Origin of the sequence: Methylobacter sp. Wu1 (assembly GCF_036553575.1) — a bacterium.
GTDB lineage: Bacteria > Pseudomonadota > Gammaproteobacteria > Methylococcales > Methylomonadaceae > Methylobacter.
Genome location: NZ_JAZHOC010000048.1, coordinates 103,161 through 125,005 on the forward strand (window position 1 = coordinate 103,161; position 21,845 = coordinate 125,005).

At 51.4% G+C, this 21,845-nt stretch carries 18 protein-coding genes; 6 read left to right on the forward strand and 12 right to left on the reverse strand.

Going from position 1 to position 21,845, the window contains the following annotated elements:
* Nucleotides 1–186: 186 nt before the first annotated feature.
* The 6 genes from V2P20_RS08195 to V2P20_RS08220 all read left to right on the forward strand — a co-directional run bounded on the left by V2P20_RS08195 (nt 187) and on the right by V2P20_RS08220 (nt 9,429).
* Nucleotides 187–1,413 (forward strand): ABC transporter ATP-binding protein, encoded by a 1,227-nt coding sequence (locus V2P20_RS08195; RefSeq protein WP_331817737.1) that lies wholly within the window; start codon nt 187–189, stop codon nt 1,411–1,413.
* A 12-nt stretch (nt 1,414–1,425) separates the two neighbouring features.
* Nucleotides 1,426–3,501, forward strand: coding sequence for a GNAT family N-acetyltransferase (locus V2P20_RS08200; protein WP_331817738.1), 2,076 nt, complete (start codon nt 1,426–1,428; stop codon nt 3,499–3,501).
* A 74-nt stretch (nt 3,502–3,575) separates the two neighbouring features.
* On the forward strand, nt 3,576–4,730 hold the full coding sequence (locus tag V2P20_RS08205) for a glycosyltransferase (protein WP_331817739.1): 1,155 nt from the start codon (nt 3,576–3,578) through the stop codon (nt 4,728–4,730).
* On the forward strand, nt 4,711–5,490 hold the full coding sequence (locus V2P20_RS08210) for a PIG-L family deacetylase (protein ID WP_331817740.1): 780 nt from the start codon (nt 4,711–4,713) through the stop codon (nt 5,488–5,490). Before V2P20_RS08205 ends, V2P20_RS08210 begins: the two co-directional genes overlap by 20 nt.
* A 47-nt stretch (nt 5,491–5,537) precedes the next feature.
* The gene (locus V2P20_RS08215) at nt 5,538–8,462 is read left to right on the forward strand and encodes a glycosyltransferase (RefSeq protein ID WP_331817741.1); all 2,925 of its coding nucleotides are present in this window, start codon (nt 5,538–5,540) and stop codon (nt 8,460–8,462) included.
* 4 nt (nt 8,463–8,466) lie between these two features.
* Complete coding sequence (locus V2P20_RS08220; protein ID WP_331817742.1) at nt 8,467–9,429, forward strand: glycosyltransferase family 2 protein; 963 nt, start codon at nt 8,467–8,469, stop codon at nt 9,427–9,429.
* A gap of 59 nt (nt 9,430–9,488) precedes the next feature.
* On the opposite strand, the gene V2P20_RS08225 is transcribed toward V2P20_RS08220, so the two are convergent.
* The 12 genes from V2P20_RS08225 to V2P20_RS08280 all read right to left on the reverse strand — a co-directional run bounded on the left by V2P20_RS08225 (nt 9,489) and on the right by V2P20_RS08280 (nt 21,815).
* Nucleotides 9,489–10,397: an FAD:protein FMN transferase gene (locus V2P20_RS08225; RefSeq protein ID WP_331817743.1), complete on the reverse strand. Its 909-nt coding sequence runs from the start codon at nt 10,395–10,397 to the stop codon at nt 9,489–9,491.
* A 27-nt stretch (nt 10,398–10,424) separates the two neighbouring features.
* A complete protein-coding gene (locus V2P20_RS08230; RefSeq protein ID WP_331817744.1) occupies nt 10,425–13,133 on the reverse strand; it encodes a DUF3570 domain-containing protein in 2,709 nt (902 codons plus the stop codon).
* Nucleotides 13,120–13,344, reverse strand: a complete 225-nt coding sequence (locus tag V2P20_RS08235) for a DUF4266 domain-containing protein (protein WP_331817745.1) — start codon at nt 13,342–13,344, stop codon at nt 13,120–13,122. The genes V2P20_RS08230 and V2P20_RS08235 overlap by 14 nt, the downstream gene beginning before the upstream one ends.
* Nucleotides 13,345–13,512: 168 nt before the next feature.
* Nucleotides 13,513–14,028 carry a TlpA disulfide reductase family protein gene (locus tag V2P20_RS08240; protein ID WP_331817746.1) on the reverse strand — a complete coding sequence of 172 codons (516 nt, stop codon included), beginning with the start codon at nt 14,026–14,028 and terminating at the stop codon, nt 13,513–13,515.
* A gap of 103 nt (nt 14,029–14,131) precedes the next feature.
* Nucleotides 14,132–14,581 (reverse strand): hypothetical protein, encoded by a 450-nt coding sequence (locus V2P20_RS08245; protein ID WP_331817747.1) that lies wholly within the window; start codon nt 14,579–14,581, stop codon nt 14,132–14,134.
* A 428-nt stretch (nt 14,582–15,009) separates the two neighbouring features.
* The gene (locus V2P20_RS08250; RefSeq protein WP_331817748.1) at nt 15,010–15,888 is read right to left on the reverse strand and encodes a HEAT repeat domain-containing protein; all 879 of its coding nucleotides are present in this window, start codon (nt 15,886–15,888) and stop codon (nt 15,010–15,012) included.
* 336 nt (nt 15,889–16,224) lie between these two features.
* On the reverse strand, nt 16,225–16,995 hold the full coding sequence (locus V2P20_RS08255; protein WP_331817749.1) for a hypothetical protein: 771 nt from the start codon (nt 16,993–16,995) through the stop codon (nt 16,225–16,227).
* Nucleotides 16,996–17,736: 741 nt separating this feature from the next.
* Nucleotides 17,737–18,276, reverse strand: a complete 540-nt coding sequence (locus tag V2P20_RS08260) for an HPF/RaiA family ribosome-associated protein (protein ID WP_331817750.1) — start codon at nt 18,274–18,276, stop codon at nt 17,737–17,739.
* A 14-nt stretch (nt 18,277–18,290) separates the two neighbouring features.
* A complete protein-coding gene (locus V2P20_RS08265) occupies nt 18,291–18,641 on the reverse strand; it encodes a hypothetical protein (RefSeq protein ID WP_331817751.1) in 351 nt (116 codons plus the stop codon).
* 163 nt (nt 18,642–18,804) lie between these two features.
* The gene (locus V2P20_RS08270; RefSeq protein ID WP_331817752.1) at nt 18,805–19,911 is read right to left on the reverse strand and encodes a Do family serine endopeptidase; all 1,107 of its coding nucleotides are present in this window, start codon (nt 19,909–19,911) and stop codon (nt 18,805–18,807) included.
* Between the two features lie 236 nt (nt 19,912–20,147).
* Nucleotides 20,148–21,188 carry a helix-turn-helix domain-containing protein gene (locus V2P20_RS08275; RefSeq protein WP_228779127.1) on the reverse strand — a complete coding sequence of 347 codons (1,041 nt, stop codon included), beginning with the start codon at nt 21,186–21,188 and terminating at the stop codon, nt 20,148–20,150.
* A gap of 399 nt (nt 21,189–21,587) precedes the next feature.
* Nucleotides 21,588–21,815, reverse strand: a complete 228-nt coding sequence (locus V2P20_RS08280; protein WP_194970503.1) for a cold-shock protein — start codon at nt 21,813–21,815, stop codon at nt 21,588–21,590.
* Nucleotides 21,816–21,845: the final 30 nt, after the last annotated feature.

Below are 21,845 nucleotides of genomic sequence, written 5' to 3' on the forward strand. Positions count from 1 at the left end.
CCAGCTGATTTCGTGGCTGTTGAGCTACCTATGAGTCTTCAATTATCATGGCTAATTGATGAAGAAATCGATAACGGCATGATATCCGAATGATGGCAGTACGACCGACAACCTCCCGTTTCCTATTTATCGTTATTGGCCGGATAAGTCCGCCTGCATTTGAGCATAAACGCAAAGGATTGGCCAATGTCCTCTGATCCGGCTATTAGCGTCAAAAATCTGGGCAAGCGTTATCAGCTCTATGCGCGGCCGAGCGACCGCCTGAAGCAGTTGCTGTTCCGCGGCAAACGCCAGTATTTCCGGGAATTCTCGGCCCTGCAGGACATCAGTTTCGACGTGATGCCAGGCGAAGTGGTGGGCATCATCGGCCGTAATGGCTCGGGCAAGTCCACGCTGCTGCAAATGATCTGCGGCACGTTGACGCCGACTACCGGCGAGGTTTCAGTCAGGGGGCGCGTGGCGGCGCTTCTGGAGCTGGGCGCCGGCTTCAATCCGGAATTCACCGGGCGCGAGAATATATTCATGAGCGCCACAATCCTGGGCTTGTCGCAAAAGGAGATTCAGGATCGCCTGGAGGAGATCATCGATTTTTCCGGCATCCGCGATTTTATTGACCAGCCCGTCAAGACTTACTCCAGCGGCATGTATGTGCGGCTGGCGTTTGCGGTCGCCACCAGCGTCGATCCCGATATTCTGGTCATAGACGAGGCCTTGTCGGTCGGCGACGGCGCTTTTGCCCGCAAATCCTTCGACCGTATTCGTACTATGAAGAAAGCGGGCAAGACTATATTATTCTGTTCGCATTCCTTGTACCAGGTGGAAGCTTTTTGCGACAGAGTGTTGTGGCTAAATCAAGGCGAGCTCATGCAGATGGGTGAGCCGCAGGATGTGGTGCAGCGTTATAGTGTCTTTTTACTTGACGGCGAGGATGTCAAGTTTGCTACGCCGATGGCGGAAAGCCCACAATTGGCCTTGGCACCACGAGGCTATGCTCGCTTTACTCATGTAGAAGTCAGCCTGGGCGGTACGACGGATCGGGTGCTGCGAGGTCGTGCCGGCGAAAACGATCTGTCCATTCGCTTACAATTTGAATCCGATCCTCAACTGCCCCCACCCACTCTCGGCGTGTACCTCAATTACGGCTCACTGGTGACCGTGACCAGTGTGGTAAGTCGCTCCGAAAACGTGTTGATCGAACGGAACGAGCGCGGCAGAGGCGAAGCGACTATTGGCTTCCCCTCGCTACCTTTGCGCAAAGGAGAATATTATGTGCACGTCTATCTCGGCTGCGAGGATGCCATACACATCTATGACAGTGCGCAAGCCGCAGCCACTCTGTACATTGAAGATTCCTTGCCGGAGCCAGGCCTGGTGAATTTAGCGCATCACTGGCATACGCAGGCTATCGACTAAATTCCTACTGCCATGATATCCGTCTTAATCGTTAATTACTTTTGCCACACACTGACGGCTCACGCAGTGCATAGCGTGTTAGCTGACGATCCCTCGGCTCAGGTTATTGTCGTCGATAACAGTAATGATCAGATCGAAGCCGAGAATTTGCGCAAGATTCTGCCCAGCAGAGCCGAATTAGTGGTTGCCCCGATAAACCTGGGATTTGGACGCGCCTGTAACTTGGCGTTTGAACAGGCTGCAGGCGAGTGGATATTGCTGCTTAATCCCGACGCTTTCATTCTACCCAATTGCCTGCAACAACTGGCTGGCACTCTACAGCGTCATCCAAAAATCGGTGCCTTATCGCCGCTGGCTCAATGGGATGAAGCTGGGACTTTTTTATTGCCGCCTGGCCAAATGCAAACTCCGGCCTGGGAATGGATGCTTGCGCTTGGACTCCGATTTCCAGCTTTTGGACGCTGGCTCTCAATGCGCTTTAGGACATATGCGCTGCGCTGCTTATATGCCTCCTTACCAGTACGCCAGCGCATGTTATCAGGAGGGCACATGTTTCTGCGCCGCTCCGCTATCGATGCCATTGGCGGGCTCTTTGACCCTGCCTTTTTTATGTATTATGAAGATACAGATCTCTGCCGCCGCTTGACCAAGGCTGGTTTTGAGTTGATGCTGGATCCAGAAGCCAAGGTGGTGCATCAATGGAGGCACGATCCTATAAAATCGCAATACACCGTGGAATCGCGTTTGCGCTACATGCGCAAGCATTTTACAAATTTTTGGCTGATGGATAGGCTGCGTCAGAATTTTGAACAATTACTTCAGCCCAAAGCCGGTAAGTTTCACGACATTGGCATTTGTACAACCGCGCCAATTTTTGATCTGCCAACCCATCAAAGCGGAAGCTGGCTGCTCGAACTCAGTACTAATCCTCTGTTAATCCCTGCCGCTTATCATAGCAGTACCGTTGCTTCGCATAGCATCCCATCGTCAGTCTGGAGCCTGCTGGGGGCTGGGCGCTACTGGGCAAGAGTATCGCACCCCAATGGAGAGTGGAGCCACTTCACCTGGGAAATACCAAAATCGATTTCGAAATCGGGCTTGGAATTGTTAGCCCCAAAACAGGTCAGGAGCGCAAATAGAATCTTGCATTTAGATTGGGCGCATCAAGCCAACGAAGCTGAGCTATTAGATTTGTTCCGGGCCGCTTTTGGATATCAGATGAATCCCGAACTTTGGCGCTGGAAGTATCATGCCTTTGATACATTGGGAGCGTTAGTCCGTCATAATGGCCGTGCAATCGCTTTTTATGGAGCAATGCCTCGGCCTGTTCATTTATTCGGTTCACCGGCAACTGCGGTGCAAATCGGCGATGTGATGGTGCTTCCAGAGGAGCGAGGAATGCTCACGCGCCAAGGTCTTTTTTTCTTGGCCGCTAAGGGCTTTCTCGAACGCTTTGTCGGCCATGGGAGAACCTTTCCGCTCGCATTTGGCTTTCCATCGGAAAGGCCTTTCCGCTTGGGCGTACGTCTAGGCCTATACGATAAAGTGGGAGAACTTGCGCAGATCAATTGGCCAGCCTTGCAAGCTCGTCCAAGCTACCGCGTGCGCCTTAGGCCGCTATCAACCAATGACAGCGCAGCAGTTGATCGGCTGTGGCTGGAGATGGCCGATGCCTTGCAGGATCAAGTCGTCGGGGTGCGCGATTGGCCTTATGTGCAACGCCGCTATATGCAGCATCCGACTATCTCCTATCAACTCTATCTGATTACCTCCCGATTCACACAAACCCCTATTGGTATCATCGTGATCCGTGTCCTGGAAGATGCGGTGGAACTGCTGGATATTATTGCTCCTCCACAGCGCATGGCCACGTTGACACATTGCTTGCGCCGCCTGACCTGGAATCTCGGCAAGCTTCGGACTTATGCCTGGATCACAAAGCAACACGCTCATGCATTGGCCGGAGATACAGGCGAGATTGTTCCGACCGGAATCGTCATTCCCTATAACCGTTGGACGCCGGGCATTTCTGCCGATAAAGTGATGGATCGCTGGTGGCTGATGGGCGGCGATACGGATTTCAGATGACGAAAAAATCAGTATTTCATTCTCGCCGCCATAGTGTCGCGGCAGCCATTGGGGACTGAATCTTGAAAATCCTCATGGTTACCCGTGAAACTCAAGCCGACAGGCGTTACGGACTCGGGCGCAGCCTTGCGCCTTTAGTCGACGAATTTCAGCGAAGAAACATCGTGGTCGATTACGCCTGCCAGAGCGATTTAGGCGTAAGGGCTACGGCATGGCAGCAAAGGCTTCATCGTCTGTTATCCGGTCTGCTTTCACAATTTAATGCTGATACCGATTTTTCAACACTGGTTCATGTGATCCTGGAACGTTGGAACATGGGGCGGATTGCCGCCAAGATAGCGGCAAAGCATGGGCATACCCATGTACATTGCCATGATCCTATCATTGCCGCAGGATTCAGCTTCTTTTCGCATTTCTATCCAAGGCTTAATGTCCGCTGGGGCGTGACCGAGCACGGCTTTGGCTGCTATACGGACGCCATTTGCGCAGATGGCGTCCGGATGGGGCCGCGAGTGACGCACTGGATGCGGCGCTGGGAGGCGCGCACATTGCGGGCCGCATCCTGGGTCGTATCGCCGACGCGCAAAGCCATGGAACAGGTGATGCTCAGCCTCGATATTGCCCCTGTTCCATCGACATGGCGGCATATCTATCATGCACGGCCAACATTGAACCGCTACAGCCGTGAAGAAGCGCGGCGGCAGTTAGGCTGGCAGGATGATGTACTGTATGTGCTAGGAGTGGGACGCATTGCGCCGGTCAAGCAGTTTCCGATGCTGATCCACGCTTGTGCCAGGCTGGAAAAACAGGCTGATGTTCAGCTGGTGATCCTGGGAGAAGGCGAGTACGGCAGCCTGCTGGCGATGGGCCGGCAGCAGGGGCTTGCGAGAGCTATTCAATTCGCCGCTACCGATGACGTTGGCCTGTATTTATGTGCAGCCGATTTATATGTCAGTACTTCCGCTTCCGAGTCTTTCGGGCTTGCCACGTTTGAAGCCATGGCGGCCGGATTGGCGGTGTTATGCACGGCGGTGGGCGGCGTGCCGGAAGTGGTCGGCGACGGTGCGCAGCTGGTTCCGCCAGAGCTGGAAGCGCTGACGGATGCTATGCAGCGCTTGCTGGACGATGAAGAGTTGAGACAGTCAATCGCGCAGAAAGGCTTGGCAAGAGCCAGTGCGTGGCCGGACATTGCGGAAATCGCAAACGATTATGAAAAAATTTATCAATAGATGGCGGCAAGCCCGGATAGCCAGGCTGAGGCCGTGTCCGTTGCCGAAAGTATTAGCGTTGCCCGAAAATGGCAGGGTACTGGTTTTCGCCCCGCATCAGGACGATGAAACCATAGGATGCGGCGGGACTCTGGCATTGCTTCGGCAAAGGGGCTGCGAAATCAAAGTGGTCTTTGTCACCGACGGCGGCGGGGCCGGGAGCTTGCCCGAAGGCACGGTAGCTGTCCGCAAAAAGGAAGCGATAGCGGCTCTGGCGGTGCTCGGCATCGGGGACATTGTATTTCTCGATGAACCCGACGGTCATTTCCGCAATACGCCCGGGTTCGAGCGGAAAATCATGGCAATGCTGGATCAGTTTCAGCCGGACTGGCTGTTTATGCCTTCGGTGCTCGACTATCACCGTGATCATGTCGCAGCCGGCCAGGCGATATGCGCCTGCTGGCGCAGCTGGCCGGGAACTGCCAGGGCTTTTTTCTACGAAATCTGGAGCCCGCTTCCGGCCACTTGGATAGTCGATATCAGCAGCGTGGCCGAGCTTAAGCGATCGGCGCTTTCCCGGTATGAACTGCCGCTCGCGCATTGCGATTATCTCTCCGCCAGTATGGGCCTGGCCGCCTATCGGGGGCTTTATCTGGCCGGAAACGGGCAATCCGGATTCGCGGAGGCTTTTGTCGAGGCCGAAAAGGATGGCATTTGGCGCGGCATGCCGGAAAGACTACTTACCTTGCGAACTTATGTTGAAAAACTGCTGAAGCCATGATCGGTGCGGCCGCGTTTTGTTCAAATCATTCCAAATAATCTATAACTATGCAAAAAAACAACGATTTTTCCATGGACAGGGGCGAGAATTTGCCATTGGTGACTGTTATTATCCGCAGCACGGACAGGCCCACTTTATCGGAAGCGCTGGATTCGGTTGCCCAGCAGGCCTATCCCAATATCGAAGTGCTTGTGGTGAATGCGAAAGGCGAAGGACATGCTGAGCTCGGCGAATGGTGCGGACATTTTCCGTTGCGCGTGGTGAATACAGGAAGCATGCTGCGGAGAAGCCTTGCCGCCAATATCGGCTTGAGCAATGCCGCTGGAGACTATTTGATCTTTCTTGACGATGATGACTGGTTCATGCCGGAGCATATAGCCATACTGATGGAGGCTCTGATGCGGAATCCGGAAAAAAAGGTCGCTTACAGTTGTGTGACGGGCGTCAATGAACAAAAGAAGCCCTGCGGCAGCCATTTTTGCCAGCCATTTGATCGAACGCTATTACTGGCCGGAAATTACCTTCCAATCCATTCGGCATTGTTTTCACGGTCGATTGTGGAAGCCGGGTGCCGGATGGATGAGTCGATTGATTTGTATGAGGATTGGGATTTTTGGCTGCAGGCCGCAGCTTTCGGTGATTTCATTTTTGTAGCGCATTTTAGCGCTTATTATCGAATTGGGGGGCCGTACGGGCAGGGCGTCAGGCCGAATGCTGCGGTCGCGCAACAGGCCAGCGCGGATTTGTTTGAAAAATGGCGCAAGGCATGGAAGCGTGAAGATCTGTTGGATATCATGGCGCATGTGCGGGAGCATAAGGCACAATTGAATGCGGCCATCGCTGAGCGCGATGCGGTTATCGCCGAGCGTGATGCGGTAATTGCCGAACGCGATGCGGTAGTTGCCGAACGCGATGCGGCGGTTGCCGGGCGTGACGCACATATTGCTGCATTGTATAACACGACAAGTTGGAGAATTACACAGCCGTTGCGTGTCGTTTCCCACCAACTGAAGCGAGGCCGACGCGCCGCAGAGTTGATTGGGCCGGCTATCCGGCGTGGCGGGGGGATAAGAAGCACGCTCAATAAAGCAATGCATCTATACCGCCATGAGGGACTGACCGGGATCAGGCATGGGTTCAGGATTGTCGCTCTGTCGCAGCAGATTTCTCCGGCTTGCGGTTCCGATGGATTTGATCGTAACGATTATGCGGAATGGATTCGACGTTACGATACGCTCACCGATGAAACACGCGCCACCATGAATGCATGCATCGCCGAATTTGCTCATCAGCCTTTGATTTCCGTAGTGATGCCCACTTATAACCCTAAACCGGAATGGCTGATTGAGGCCATAGAATCGGTCCGCAAGCAAATCTATCCGCATTGGGAATTGTGTATCGCCGATGATGCTTCCACCGATAAAGCGATTCGTTCCATACTGGAGCGGTATGCGAGTGAGGATCTTCGCATCAAGATTGCATTCCGCGAAATCAATGGCCATATTTCTGAAGCGTCCAACAGTGCGCTTGAACTGGCCAGCGGAGAATGGGCGGCTCTGTTGGATCATGATGATCTCCTGAGTGAACATGCTTTGTTTTGGGTGGTTGATGCTATCAATCAAAATCCCGATGCGCATCTGATTTATTCGGATGAGGACAAGGTAGATGAAGTCGGCAAAAGATTTGATCCTTATTTTAAATGCGACTGGAACGTAGATTTGTTTTATTCGCAAAACATGATTTCGCATCTCGGCGTCTATCGGACCGGTCTTTTGAATTCAATCGGCGGATTCAGAAAAGGAATGGAAGGCTCGCAGGACTATGATCTTGCCCTTCGCTGCATTGAGCGAATCCAAACGAAGCAGATTCACCATATTCCCCGAGTGCTCTATCACTGGCGTAAGCATGCTGAAAGCGCGGCACAATCCATAAATGCTAAACCCTATGCTTTGCTTGCAGGAGAAAGGGCATTGAATGAACATTTCCAACGGCAAGGCATTAATGCTACAGCTAGTACCCTGGATTTTGGGATGTACCGGGTGCGCTACGCTTTGCCAGACTCATTGCCTATGGTTAGCCTGATTATTCCCACTAGAAATGGGCTGCAGCTGATCCGGCAATGTGTAGAAAGTATTAGAAAAAAAACCACCTATTTGAATTATGAAATCCTGATCGTTGACAACGGCTCGGATGATCCCGCAACACTTCGCTATTTCGATGAATTGCAAGCTGACGCGCGGACAAAGATAAAGGTGGTGCGCGATGACCGTCCTTTCAATTATTCAGCACTTAATAACGCCGCCGTGAAACTGGCACAGGGTGAGATTGTGGGATTGCTCAATAATGATCTCGAAGTCATCTCGCCGGATTGGTTGTCGGAAATGGTCAGCTATGCGTTACAAGCTGATGTGGGGAGCGTAGGCGCAAAACTCTGGTATCCTGATAATACTCTTCAGCATGGGGGCGTAATTTTAGGTGTGGGCGGGGTGGCATCCCATGCCCACAAACATCTGCTGCGTCACCAATATGGTTATTTCGGGCGCGCAAATCTCATGCAGTCTTTTTCGGCTGTAACCGCTGCCTGCCTGGTGATTCGCAAGGCTATCTATGAGGAAGTTGGAGGATTTAACGAAACGAATCTGCAGATTGCTTTCAATGACGTGGATTTCTGTTTGCGTGTACGAAAAGCGGGCTATCGCAATGTCTGGACTCCTCATGCGGAGTTGTTTCACCATGAGTCTGCAACACGCGGCTACGAGGACACGCCTGAAAAGCGGGCGCGCTTCGCCAGAGAGATTCAGTATATGAAGCAGCGCTGGGGAAATCTTCTGTTAAACGATCCTGCCTACAGCCCCAACTTGACGTTAGACTTTGAGGATTTCAGCTTGGCCTGGCCGCCAAGAACGCAGAAAGGCTTAACGGTATCTCGCCCTAGACGGGAATCAGCGGCGCAGTCAATGGAGGTGTCATAACCGCATGGGCGAAGTTACCGTCATCATTGTCAACTGGAACGGCGGCACTTTATTGGATGAGTGTCTGGCATCCCTGGCACAGCAGTCCTATCCGCCCGCCCAGGTTTTGCTGATGGACAACGGCAGCACTGATGGTTCCGCTCAACGCGCCCGGCAAATGCCTGGAATAACGGTTCGCTTTCTAGGCGATAATCTCGGTTTTGCGGCGGCAAACAATCGCGCATTGAGCGAATGCGACACCGAATTCGTGGCTTTGTTGAACCCGGATGCTTCGCCCGACAAGGACTGGCTGATGAGCTTGGTCAATGCCGCTCAAGCCTGTCCTGGCGTTGCCGCTTTTGGCTCGCGCCAAATGAATCAACGTTTTCCGAAGGTAATTGATGGGCTGGGGGATGTTTATCATGTATCCGGCCTGGTGTGGCGTAACGGTTACGGGCGCACTGAGCGCGCTGCCGATGCTGTTCCGGACATGATTTTCTCTCCTTGCGCCTGCGCAGCGCTTTATCGCCGTGAGGCTCTCGTGAATACAGGCGGGTTTGATGAGGACTTTTTCTGTTATGTCGAAGATGTCGACCTGGGTTTCCGTTTAAGGCTGGCGGGATACTGCGCGATGTATGTGCCTGATGCTGTCGTGTATCATGCCGGGTCTGCAAGCACAGGCGGGCAGCATAGTGATTTTTCTGTCTATCACGGACACCGGAATCTGGTTTGGACCTATGTAAAAAACATGCCGGGAAGCTTATTTTGGATTTTGCTGCCGGTTCATGTATTTTTAAACCTTGTCAGCATTATTCATTTTTCAATACATGGGAAAGGCAAGGTGATAGTGAAGGCCAAGCGGGATTCGCTGAAAGGCATCCCGAAAATGTGGCGTAAACGGCGTGAAATTCAGTCCAACCGCAGGGCTTCGGTGATGGCTATTTGGCATAGTTTGGATAAAAGGCTCTGGTTGGCGAAAAAATACTGAGCTTTACTGTCAAAGCCTGATGGTCATCCAGCCGATAAAAGTCCTGCTGTTCAAGCTGTTCAGAGGTCGTTGCTTATCTCAATCGATCCGCCGGATTTGCCTTGCGCATCCACCCACAAATGCGGCAGGCCCAGGTTATCCAGCCAGGCAGGCCCATCCTCTTCCTTGAGCATGGCGATAGTCGAGGCGCTGCCGGCGACGACGCAGAAATCGGCAACCACGCTGACGGCGGTCAAATAGCGTACCGGCCAGCCGGTCTTGGGATTGAGTATATGGCCGTAGCGAACGCCATCCACGATGAGGCAGCGCTCGTAATCGCCGCTGCTGGCCAACGCGCCTTCCCGCAGCAAAATCGTCTGCATGACGGCTTCCTTATGCCGAGGGTCGCGTATGCCGATGCGCCACGGACTGCCGTCGACGCGAGGGCCGATGACTTTGATGTCGCCGCCCAGGTTGATTACGCCATGTCGGATGCCGGCGCCCTGGCATAGCGCCGCCGCACGGTCGACCGCATATTCCTTGACGATGCCGCCGAAATCGATTTCCATGCCCGGGATCGGGAATTCGAGCACCGGAGGATTCCAGCGCAGTTTGTGCCAGCCCACTTTTTCGAGCAGTCCCTGAATCTGCGCCGGGTCCGGCAGCCTGTCCTGATCAAAGCGCCAGGCGCGGCGCAGAATGCCGGAGGTGATGTCGAACAGGCCGTCGCTCTGGCCATAGCAGGTCGCCGCATAATTCAACAGTCCGGCCGTCTCTTCGTCGACCTTAATGCAGCCGCCCGCGGCTGCCGCGCGGTTGATCGCGGACAGAAAACTGTCATCCCGGTAGCGCGAATAACGCGCTTCCAGTCGTCGGACGTCGGCGATGGCCGCATTCGCAACCTCTTCTGCCTTCGCCTGCGTTTTGGCGTAGAGCTGGATGTCGCATGGCGTGCCCATGGCCTTGAATGTGCAGTGATGAAATTTCATGCTGGCCAAGGCGCTGGATAGCCCGGATTAGAATGCATAGCTCCAGGTGGCGGACAGCGCGCCGTCGCGCGGCAGCTGATAGCCGTTGACGTCATCATGCACAGGCTGGAGCCACTCGACGCCGAGCCGGTTGCCGGCAAGACTGCCGCTGGGCACGGCGGCGTTGAGGCCGAAGCCGACATCCCAGTACCGACCGCCATAGCTGGAAGGGTAATCCATCGGTCCCAGCGGATTGAATACGCCATTGTATCCGCCCCGGATCGATCCTTGAATGGTATACACGCCGCGTACCGATGCCGAGAGCCAGTTCAGCAGGCTGTAGCTGCCCCAGGCCGTGGACTGGAAGATGTCGCCGAATGCGAAGCCCGAATCATTCTTGTCCTCAAGGCGCTTGGTGCCGCTAAGCTGTGCGCCCCAGGACCACTTGTCCATCTGGCCCGTGTAAGTGAGGCTCGGCTTGAAATCCCAGGTGCCGCTGCCCAGCTGCATGCCGTAATGGATAAAGCCGGCTTCTATGCGGTGAGTGTCCCTGAGCCTGATGCCGACATCGCCGGTCGGCGCGCTGAGACCCAGGGTCGCATGCAGGTGATGATTAGGCCTGTCGAAGAGTTTGAACATGGCATACAGGCCCGTATCGCCGACGCCGCCTGTCTCGCTTTTGTGCAGGGTGTGATGCGTGATGAGCTCGCGCTGAGTTTCGGTAGCGGGTACAGGCGCCCCGTCCAGCCTGCGCATGCTCATGTCCATGGCGACGAACTGGGGCATGAGCATCAGGTTCAGCCAGTCGGTCGGCGCATACATGATATCGAGCATGTGCATATGCATGTTCATGCCGCTGGGGGCAAGAAAACAGGGATTGCCTTCGCAGCCGTTGCTGACGATGGTCTGATCGCTGATTTCGCTTGAGCCGTGCAGCATATCGCCGGCCTGTGTGCCGTACATGTAACGGTAGCCCACCATGAAGTCGCCGGATTTGCTCAGCATGTGGTCGAACATGACGCCGGCCGGCGCGTGGCCGCCATTGTGGCCGCCATGATGATGGTGGGCATGTTCGCCGCCAGACAGGGAAAGCGCCGACAGATCCACTTTCAGCGCCGCGTTGACCATGTAAAAATCGAAATCCGCATAGGCGCCTTCGCCGCCGCCGCCCAGCTTCAGTGAGCCGGCGTGCGTATAGTATTCGGCGCCTGCCTCAAGGCTGATGCCTTTGGCGAATTGCTTACTGACGGTGATGCCGCCGCTTAATGCGCCATAGCCCGACAGGCGCTGGTCGCTGCTGTAATGGGCGGGCAGCTTTTTAGGATCAAAATAGGCGGTCTTGGGTATCGGGTTAAACTGGGATTCAGGAACCCGCCCGCCGTTCTGGTCGACGTAACTGCCGGTGCCGGCGTCGTAAACATATTCCAGCCCCGTGTTCGGCGCGTTGGCATTCAGCAGAATCCTGTTGCCGTTCGCATCGACGGCGGGGCGGCTGTAGGCCTGCTGGGAGACCAGGTAGGGCGTATAGAAGTCGGCGGCGTCCTGCGAGTAATAGCGTATCCTGGGCGTAACGGTCCAGCCGTTGCCCAGCGGCTGGCTCCAATCGGCTTCGAAAGTGTGGGCGTTGATGCCCCAGTCGTCGTGAAAAAAGCGGTAATCGAGATGCACCGCCGCATCCAGGCCTTCAATGTACTGGACATAACGCATATTGGCGGTCAATTGATCACGGTCATCGGGCCGTTTTTCCAGCAGGCCGATGGCGAGCCCGCTCAATACGTCGCCCGTTTGTCCGGGATTGATGAAGGCGGTTTCCACGGCTTTATAAGGATTGGCCAAATAGCCGGTGCTGCGCGTATAGCCTATGCCGGTTTCAATCAGGGCATTCTTGTTCAGCACCTGGGTCAGGCCAAGTGTCGTGGCCCAGTCCTGCCGGTTGCCGGTCAGAACTTTGTTGCCGCCTTCGAGTTCGATCTGGCTGTTGGTGGAGGTGCTGTTGTAGGCGCGCAAACCCGCGGCTGTATCGTAAATGTAGGGCGTGGCATCGTGGTCGAGTATGGCGTTGGTGTCGCTGTTGGTATAGCTCAATCCCAGGTTCAGGCTGGTCCGCTTCTGGTTGAAGTCCAGACGTCCTGCCAGGCTGCCGAACCGGGATTCATAATCTCTCTCCGTGGAAATGCCGCCGCCCACGTCCAGCGCCGCCTCATCCCATTCATAACCCAGCTTGAAGTTTCCCTGCTTGCGGGTTTCCGGCGAGGCGGTGGAAAGCGTATGAACTAATTGCGTGTCTTTTGTGAACTGGCCGGTTGATGGATCCCGTTTGAGCGGATTCAGTTGCTTGTCAAAGTAGACCGTGTTGTTTTGCAGAAAGGGCGTTGCTCCGGCGATTATGCCGCCTTCTCTATTGCCGCCGAAAGACAGCGGCGCGGTCGCAACCGGCGTGGCGCCGCTCCAGGTGTCCTGGAGATAGTCGAATGCGAACTTGATCCGGTCGGACAGTTTGATTTTGCCGCTGCCTTGAATGGTGTCTACCTCGATAGGATTGAAGCGGCTGTTCACGCCGGCAAGATCACGCCTGCCTTCCTGGTAGTGGCCGTATTGAAAGCTGGCTTCTTCCTCGGCGGCGGAGGTTGATGCGGGCATCAGGCCCGGCAAGGCCAGGGCCGCGGCGGTCAATGCCTGTAACGAAGCGTTTATGGATGACGGTTTGCGCTGCTTTTTGCACGCGTTCCTGGTCGATTTGGGGTTAATAACAGCCACAGCCGCCTCCCTCAGCGGAGCCGCTGCCTGATGCGGCCTCACGGCTGCCGTATATGTGAGCCCGGAATGCGCTTTGCAAGGGGTAAGGATCCAGCGCCATGTGCGGTTTGGCCAGATTGCCGCGCTCCCACGGCGCCACCTGTGCACAGCCCGACACGCTGGCGCACGTAGCGAGAAATAGCGCTGGCAGCGCTTGTTTTATTATTTTCATTTATTGTTTCTCATCAGATCGGTACAGCTGATCAAACTTTACAAACCACACTGCCGCCAGTTCATAAAGCACAGTCAGGGTTTATATTCAGCTACACCGCGATACCCGAGGATATAGAAGACGATAGGGCGGCCCGCAATGAAGGCAGTTTATTGGTGGCTGCCTTCGTTATTTCTTCTCGGAGCTTTCCGCCAGCAACTGTTCTGCCAGTGTTCGAAGCTCTTCGGCTTCTCCTTGCCGGAAACCCAACTGGACATGACGAATGACGCCGTTGCGGTCGATCAGGTAGGAGGAGGGCATGGCCTTGACATCGAAACTCCTGGCGCACTGCTCGTTTGAATCGGCCGCTACGATGAACTGTGCCGGGGTTTTAGCCAGAAACGCCTTGGCATCTTCGGCCGACTCGTCCATATTGATGGCTATGACTTGCAGGCCTTTATCCTTGAGATCATGTTCCAGTTCGTTCAGAAACGGAAAGGATTTTAGGCAGGGCGGGCACCAGGAGGCCCAGAAATCGATGTAAAGGACCTTGCCTTGAAATTGCTGCAAGTTGTAACTTTTACCGTCGCCGATCGATGCTAAGGTGCAGTCAGGCGCCTTGCTGCCGGCTTCGGCCGCGATTGCCTTTTGAACTGGACCGAGCGCCAGCATGGCGCAGAGTAAGGTGAATATCCGCTGGTTCATCTGTTGATTTTTGCTTTATAGGCGTTGGGACAATTGCTCATTCAGGCAATGAATGATTTAAGGCGGCGCCAGCGGTCGGGCAAGGGGCCGCCGAATTTAGCAATTATTGGGCTTGCAGCACTGAGATATCCGTATCAGGATGATCTCCGCTATCAGCCATGCAATGGTAGTTTAGATCGAATACTCTTGTCCCTACAGTAGTTGTAGTGACTGCTACGTAGTAAATGCCTGCGCCGCCTCTAACTTTGATAAAAGGGGTGTAATTTGCATCTCCAGATACGGTATCCGCAATGGTCGTCATTTGAGTGCCGTTAACAATATGGAGATTAACCATTAATCCTGGCACCGGGTCGGTTCTGTCTTTGACCTGGGCTTCAAAATAATCCGTACCCGGAGCACAATTGACGACAGCCAGGTCGGATGCGCCTGAATCAACGGTACCCGCACCTATTGTTATACCCGTATATTCATGAGCCAAAGCGAGATCCATGTGGCCGGCAGCGGCCAGAATTGATGCCGTTATAAAAGCTTTTTTTAAAGACGCAAATTTCATATATCCTCCTCGTGCCGCCAAGCTGCTAGCGGAAAATTAATTTAGCGAGTGCTGCTCATTTCGTCACCGATCTATTAATTTGGGCAACCGGAATTTATCTTTTTGCCCCTTTAATCCATTTCTTATTGAAAAAAGAAATGTTAATGCCAGTGATCTACTATCAACAGCCGCCAACTAAAGTTTATGATTGTCGGTAGTTCTTTTCATTTATTAACAGTTTATTTTTGACTTAGCAGATTAATGCAGTTGTTTCAAAATAAACATTTCTGTTTTTAATAGCCCATCGTTTCTTAAAAAATAGAAAGGCATGGGTAAACAGACGATTCTAACCTATTTTGTTTCTCTTCTCCTATGTGATTTTCCTGCACACACTATGGGTTTGTTTGGGCATGGTTTTCAGAAAAGAGCAGGGCCGTTTATTAGGATAATCACTGAGAAACATTTGTTTTCGAGATCGATTCCAGTTTTATTGCGGCCAGTTTACGCACCATTTCCGCCTCGTCAGTCAATGCCTGCTGGAGCAGCGCGGCATCGTCTCCTGCCCGGTCGACGGCTGTTAGCCGCACCCTTTCGTCCTTATCGTGAATCGCTTCCCGCACTGCGGCGGCCGCTCCGGCGCCCTCCCGATACGATAAGCTGGTAAGAGCCCGCACTCTTACTGTTGCATCTTCATCTGTGAGCGCCGTTTCCAGCGCTACTTTGACGGAGGCGTCGCCTTTCCGTCCGGCAGCCATCAGACGCCCGACAGCTTCTGCCCGCTCCGCCGGATTTTTTGACTTTGCCATTTTAACCAGCTCATCGGTTTTATCCGGCCCGGGTTCGATTTGGAAGGCATGCGTTTTAGTCTCATTCATTTTCAGCATTGTTTGTTGCTGAGTTTCAGTGGATAAGCACGTCTCGGGATTGGTCCGGTTTGCGTCGAATTTCGCTCCGAGAATCCAGGCTTCGGCGGGCTGTCTGGGCGAGTCGGTTTTTGCTGTTTGGGATGCGTATCGGAAAATAAGATCGGCTTTTCGAGCCAGCAGGCATTCCAAAACCTGTTTTACGGTTGGCCCCACACAGGTCGCTGTCACCAGTCCCTCGGGCAGAACCGAGTAATTTATGCGCACGCCTGTTTGGTTTGAGATACGGTTAAGCACCTGTGCCAATGGCGCTTGCCTGACTTCCAGTTGCAACTTGGCCCCTGCGTCTTCGGTCATGATTACCCGGATGTTTTGTTCTTCGAGCTTATTGATGTTCCCGGCGGCTGATAATATTCCGGGAATCAGCAAGAACAAACAGGTTATCCAGGTTTTGGTTGAATTCAAGGCAGCCTCTCGCACAATATGGCAAACATTACAGCGCTCTATTCGTCAAAGAGCAAATGCCTAATTATATAAAAAGCCTGAAGCACTGGAATAAAATCATAAAGCACCTGTACTTGCTGCCAATTTGGGTAATGGGCCGCAGGACCCGGCTCTTTTCCTCGTTAGGGATAAATGAGGAAAAAAGTTCAATGCATTTTAAAGGAGGGCAGTGCCTTACTTTAAAATGAAAATCTACGGCGATGTCCACCGCCGTAGATTGGTAAAAGCTCAGACCGCTCTTGCAATAAAGGAACTGAGCCGTACGGTTGCAGGTAACAGGATGTTACTCAAACAGCCTTATTGCACAGGCCATACTTGCGCGCCGTTATCTATAGCCGGCATATCGCGGTTAAGCTGGTCGGCAGTGGGTGTAATGGTGATGTCTAATCCTGCACCGCAATCTGCCGGCAGGGGATTAGGATCAACTTTTGCAGTAGTTGCAGTAGTTGCAGTAGCTGGAGCTCCTTCTATGTTTCTGACCACTTTCAGCGTAGCCGGTGTATGTTCCGCTGTACCGTCGAAATTAGAACCAACCATAGGCGACCACAGGTTAACGGTTTGGTCGCTGAATCCGGCAACATTGGTCAGTTTACAAACATCGGCGACAGGCACTACGAAAGTGACGGTCTTGGCGCAAGATGCAGCTTTGATCTTGATGGCGTCAGTCTTGAAGGGAACCAGTCCAACATAGTTATGAGCCGGCAGAGCGCCGCCGCCTGTCCAGAAGCCAACCGGATTAGTTGTTTGTGGATTAGTTTTCTGGCCTTCGGCTGAAAAGACTTCTTTGCTATAGACTTTCTTGGCATAACCTTCTCCGGCGCCTTCAATCCAGTCCGTTACGGGGCCGGCAGCCTCAGGTTCAACATTGGCAGCCGCTCCAGCCGGCTTGGAAGTAACGGTAGCGGTTGAGTCGGGAAATACTACGCTCGTGCCCATCACTGGCGCCTCACCGCAACCGTGTCCAATCACTACATTATTGTAGACTCGGGTGTTTTCCAGAATGGTCGAAGTCTGCAGCCGCGTATGGGCAAAGCCGCTTTGGCTGGCTGCCAATATAGCGGTTGTCATTGAGCAAAGGGCCAGTTTTTTAAATTGTGTCGAGCTTAGCATTGAAGTCCTCCGAGGACATTTTATTGTTGTTAATAGTATTTTTAGTGAAAGGCAGAAGTACCGAATCGCTCCGTCAGCCTTGTGTTTAAAGTACTTCAATATAAAAGCACAAAACGTGCCATAAGGATTGCTGGTGTTTAGGAGAAGGCGGTTCTTAACTGAATGGATTGTAATAATCTCTAACTGTATGATTTTTACTGATTAGCATCCCGAGATTGCAACGTCTCTGGTGCATGTAGAGAAGCGGCCGCTTTCACATGATAAAAATAGAAACTTTCAAAAAACGGCTTGGGCATTTAGCCAATGTAATAGTTTTTTGTGTGATATGCCCTGATTTTCAGCGCTTGCCTTTACTGGAGAGTCGATGTACTGAGGACATTAAATAAAAATGCGGGATATGGCGCATAAAAAATAAGTCATTTAACATAGTTTAATTATTTTGCTTCGGGTTTATGCATGCGTCCATGCATTGTCTTATATGAAAACTGCGGAGTTTTTTACACTAGCAGACAAGACGATCAGATTCTACGATGACGAGTTGGTAAAGATGATGGGCAAGAGCTCAAAAGTTAAGTAGTTAAGATAGAAAGCCTATTTTTAATAAGCTACTGCCAGATGCCAAGAAGGAGGATCTGATCGGCTGTTTAAAAATATTTCTGCCGATCAGATCAAAAGGGGAGGTTGTTCAATAACAGGAATTTACGGATAAACACTGCTGGCTCGAGGGCCGATATCGTCTTCTTCTAATACATAGCGAACTGGGCTGCCTAACTCTAACTGATCAAATTCGCCCACAACACTGTTTCTATGGAAATAAATTTCACGGCCGTCTACTGTCTCGATAAAGCCATGATCCTGCTCCGGCAGCAAGCGCGCTACCGTTCCTGTTTTCTGCAGGCCATGAGTTTTGACTTCACCACGCTGAACACGGGCATAGTCCTCGAGTTGCCTTACAGCCGCCTTGAAAGCATCCCGTATGGCAACATAAATGTCTTCATGGGCTTGCTTATCGTGATGTTCCCGGCTGATGACCAGCTCTTTTCGGGGAGTCGTGATATCGATACGAATATGGTATTGATTGCCCTGGTGATGGTGCTGGTGTTCTGACTCTACGGCAACCCGGCAGCTCATGATATGGTTATGGAACCTATCCAGTTTGGCTACTTTCTCGCGGATTCTGGCTTCTACGGCATCAGAATGAGGTATGCCGCGAAAGGTAATCTGTAGTGGGATTTGCATGATTATTCACCTGCTCAGATAAAGTATGAATGACAGAAATAGCTGCTGTGTGGCTGGGCTACAAAATAGATACCGGTATTCTGGCTTGAACCCGGTAGAGTACCGGATGATCTGCCAAGGCTGGGCTTGGCGTGCAATAGCAGTACATGAACCGACAACGGCAACAAAATCAACCAGACAATGACAATAATGCTGAAGTGTTTGATGTCGCTCCATATCCGGGTCCTCGAGAATGCCGATCGCAGCAGTTCCACTATTAGAACCGCATCCATGGCGCTGCCCAGGAACAGGGTAAAGAGCGCAAAAAATCGATTATGCTGAATCAGTAGAGCGGTAAGCGGCATGCGCCCCCCGCTCGCTATCATAAAAATAAACCAAATGCAGGCTATCAATAGAAAGCTTTTCCGAACTTCACTCATTGATTCAATGTATTGGTTTATATTCATGGACCGTTGCTCTATTATTTTCATAACCGGATTCCTTAGTATTTTTAAACCAACTTGTGCGTAAGTCTGGTCAGGAAAAGGCCTAATATTGATCAACAAGTTTCGTTTTATTATTGGGTTTTGCTATTCGGGCTTCTATGGTTTTTTCTTCGCCTTGGCGGAAGATATGAAGAATGACCTTATCGCCCACTCGCATTAATGCAATGCTGTTGCTCAGCTTGGTTGAGGTATCCACCGGTTGACCGTTAATGGCAATGACGATATCCCCTTTTCTCAACCCCGCTTTATCGGCCGGGGAGCCGGGAACAATACCCGAAATAACAGCGCCTTCCTGTCGATCAATATTAAACATCCGAGCCAGGCTCGGGGTGAGGCTTTGAATTTGAATCCCTAGCTGGCCTCGCTCAATATTGCCGTATTGGATGATTTGATTGACAACGTGATAAGCCGTGTTAATAGGAATCGCGAAGCCAATACCGACATTGCTGCCATTAGGGCCGACTATGGCTGTATTGATGCCGATCAATTCGCCTTGCAAATTAACCAGAGCGCCGCCGGAATTTCCGGGATTGATTGATGCGTCAGTTTGAATAAAGTCCTCATAGCCTTCCAGGCCCAGGCTGGAGCGGCCCAAGGCGCTGATTATGCCGGAGGTGACTGTCTGGCCAAGGCCGAAAGGGCTGCCTATCGCAACGACGATATCGCCCACCTGCAATACATCAGAATTACCCTGGGGAAGCGCGACTAATTTGTCGGATTTGATTTTAATCAAGGCGACTTCTGTGTTTGGGTCGCTGCCTACCACAGTCGCGTTATAGCTTCGGTTATCTTGCAATGTCACTGTTATTTGGTCGGCCTTGTCAATAACGTGATGATTAGTAATGACATAGCCTTTGCTGGCATCGATGATAACGCCTGATCCAAGATTTTGGACTTCCCATTCCAGCGCTTTGTTTGACTTGTCATATAAATGACGATAGGAAGGGTCTCTCAATAAAGGATTTTCTCTTTGACTGAATCGTGTACGAGTGGAGATATTGACGACAGCCGGAATAACTTTTTTTAGCATTTCCGGCAGAGGGTTATTGCTCGTAGGAACTTGAGCCCATGCATCTATTGCCTGTAAATGAGCTGATATTGCCGTCATTAGAGCAATTGCCAGGGAATATATGAAAAACTGTTTTTTCATAGTTGCTCCGTACCTCATTGCTAGTGGCAAATTTATTCTAAGTTGAAGATTAGAACCGGTATGCGGGCAAAAATTCTAAATTAATTATGCTTTTCGTTAGAATTTATACGCTGATTCAGCTCAGTTGAGCGATATTTAACCCAATAGTTAAGTAAGAACTGCTCCAGGCATATATCTTTAAAGAATCGGCCAAAACAGGATGAGGAGTATGCAGTTAATACCTTATTGTGGAGCGGCTATTGGACATTGAAGCTTTTCATATCATTGTTATTGTTGAGTATGCGGATATATTTGCGCTGGACGTCCAGCAGCCCTTCATCCTGAAGTTGACTAAAAGCCCGGCTTACCGTTTCTTCAGCGAGGCCAAGATAATCAGCTATGTCACGCCGGCTCATAGGCAAATTGAAAGAGTTTGCGGAGAATCCGCGCTCGCTGAGATTTCGAGACAGATCATTCAAAAAAATGGCGAGGCGTGCGGGCGCGCTTCTATTGCCCCGCAATTCCATCAAATGCTTGTTCTGAACGATTTCACGGCTCATCAGCTTGACAAATTGATGGCCGAGTGAAGGGGCGTTGTCAGCCAGCTTTTGATATTGATCAAACGGTATTTTACAAAGACTGCAGGTATTCAGCGTTGTCGCGTTACAGTCATAAAAACCGGAACTGATCGCGCTTAATCCTATGATATCGCCAGGAAAATGGAATTGAATGATGTGTTCGTGACCATCTCCGAAAACACACCAGGATTTGATCGTGCCGGAACGGACCAGATACAGGTATCGAAATGGCTGTTCTGCATGAAAGATATGTTGGCCGCTGTCCAGATAATATTGTTGAGAAATGATGCTTTGCAGTTGTTGGCGATCGGAGGCTTCCAAACTGGACATAAGGCAGGATGAATAGGTTGTGCAGTCTTTGCACACATCAAAGTTTCTGGTTGGCTCTATGACCGGTTGCGCATCCGGTTCGTCAATAGTCATCAGCAATTGGTTAATTGCCTCAAAATATTTCAGATAAGAGCGAGAAAAAGACAGTTTTAAACTGTTTTCCGGTTGATGTGAAAGTATGCCTTTCATCCTGAAATATTTATTGATGCCGTGATTAATCGTAAAAGTAATGTCAACGCAATGGCGACCGCCTAGTACCTTTTCTCTGGTGGCAAGCTTGATTTCATTGAAGCTGATTGCGCTGGTTTTGAATCGCCCCAGAAATTCTTCCCCATCATGCAAATCTACATCTAACTCAATGGGGACTCCTATGAATTGTGATCGGGTCATTTTCACTCCATTTTTTCAAATGTTAAGGAATCCTTTTACGATGGGCTTCGGTTATTGGAATTGGCAGATGCTTATAATTATTGTTGATCTATTCAACGCCGTCTTTATAAAAGTCCCCCTTCGAGAAGAAGATAAAGCCGATAAGCTTTATTGCTATTCAATTAATTGCCTATAACGCAGTTGAATTAAATAAAATAATCTTCTCTTCAGGGTACAACGCCTATTTTCTATCGTTCAGCTAGAAGATATTGCCTTTCGCTACTAGAGCGGGTCGGGGTGAGTGCGATAAATAAGCTTTTTTCTTATTGTCTCCATCTGACCCAGACCCTCCTTTCAGGCGATGAAATTAGCGCCATTAAATCGGACGCGGAACGGATATAAAAAGCACCCCGCTACAAATCAAATGACAATTACATTTTCAGCTTGAAGGCCTTTTTGTCCTTTTGTAACGTTGAACTGTACTTTTTGTCCATCATTGAGCGATTTAAAGCCCGGGTTATTAATGTTGCTGTAATGGACAAAAACATCCGGGCCTTTTTCCTGTTCAATAAAGCCGAAGCCTTTGTCAGCATTAAACCATTTAACAGTGCCAGTAATAGAAGTAGTAGATGATGTATTAGTAGACATAATTCAAGAATCCTAAAGTATTAAAAAAAG

Excerpts from the sequence above, each read along its gene's own strand:
- V2P20_RS08240 (WP_331817746.1), bottom strand. The coding sequence starts at position 14,028 with ATGAACCAGCGGATATTCACCTTACTCTGCGCCATGCTGGCGCTCGGT.
- V2P20_RS08195 (WP_331817737.1), top strand. The coding sequence starts at position 187 with ATGTCCTCTGATCCGGCTATTAGCGTCAAAAATCTGGGCAAGCGTTAT.
- V2P20_RS08280 (WP_194970503.1), bottom strand. The coding sequence starts at position 21,815 with ATGTCTACTAATACATCATCTACTACTTCTATTACTGGCACTGTTAAA.
- V2P20_RS08225 (WP_331817743.1), bottom strand. The coding sequence starts at position 10,397 with ATGAAATTTCATCACTGCACATTCAAGGCCATGGGCACGCCATGCGAC.
- V2P20_RS08270 (WP_331817752.1), bottom strand. The coding sequence starts at position 19,911 with ATGAAAAAACAGTTTTTCATATATTCCCTGGCAATTGCTCTAATGACG.
- V2P20_RS08265 (WP_331817751.1), bottom strand. The coding sequence starts at position 18,641 with ATGATAGCGAGCGGGGGGCGCATGCCGCTTACCGCTCTACTGATTCAG.
- V2P20_RS08220 (WP_331817742.1), top strand. The coding sequence starts at position 8,467 with ATGGGCGAAGTTACCGTCATCATTGTCAACTGGAACGGCGGCACTTTA.
- V2P20_RS08200 (WP_331817738.1), top strand. The coding sequence starts at position 1,426 with ATGATATCCGTCTTAATCGTTAATTACTTTTGCCACACACTGACGGCT.
- V2P20_RS08260 (WP_331817750.1), bottom strand. The coding sequence starts at position 18,276 with ATGCAAATCCCACTACAGATTACCTTTCGCGGCATACCTCATTCTGAT.
- V2P20_RS08255 (WP_331817749.1), bottom strand. The coding sequence starts at position 16,995 with ATGACAACCGCTATATTGGCAGCCAGCCAAAGCGGCTTTGCCCATACG.
- V2P20_RS08245 (WP_331817747.1), bottom strand. The coding sequence starts at position 14,581 with ATGAAATTTGCGTCTTTAAAAAAAGCTTTTATAACGGCATCAATTCTG.
- V2P20_RS08210 (WP_331817740.1), top strand. The coding sequence starts at position 4,711 with ATGAAAAAATTTATCAATAGATGGCGGCAAGCCCGGATAGCCAGGCTG.
- V2P20_RS08235 (WP_331817745.1), bottom strand. The coding sequence starts at position 13,344 with ATGAAAATAATAAAACAAGCGCTGCCAGCGCTATTTCTCGCTACGTGC.
- V2P20_RS08215 (WP_331817741.1), top strand. The coding sequence starts at position 5,538 with ATGCAAAAAAACAACGATTTTTCCATGGACAGGGGCGAGAATTTGCCA.
- V2P20_RS08275 (WP_228779127.1), bottom strand. The coding sequence starts at position 21,188 with ATGACCCGATCACAATTCATAGGAGTCCCCATTGAGTTAGATGTAGAT.
- V2P20_RS08205 (WP_331817739.1), top strand. The coding sequence starts at position 3,576 with ATGGTTACCCGTGAAACTCAAGCCGACAGGCGTTACGGACTCGGGCGC.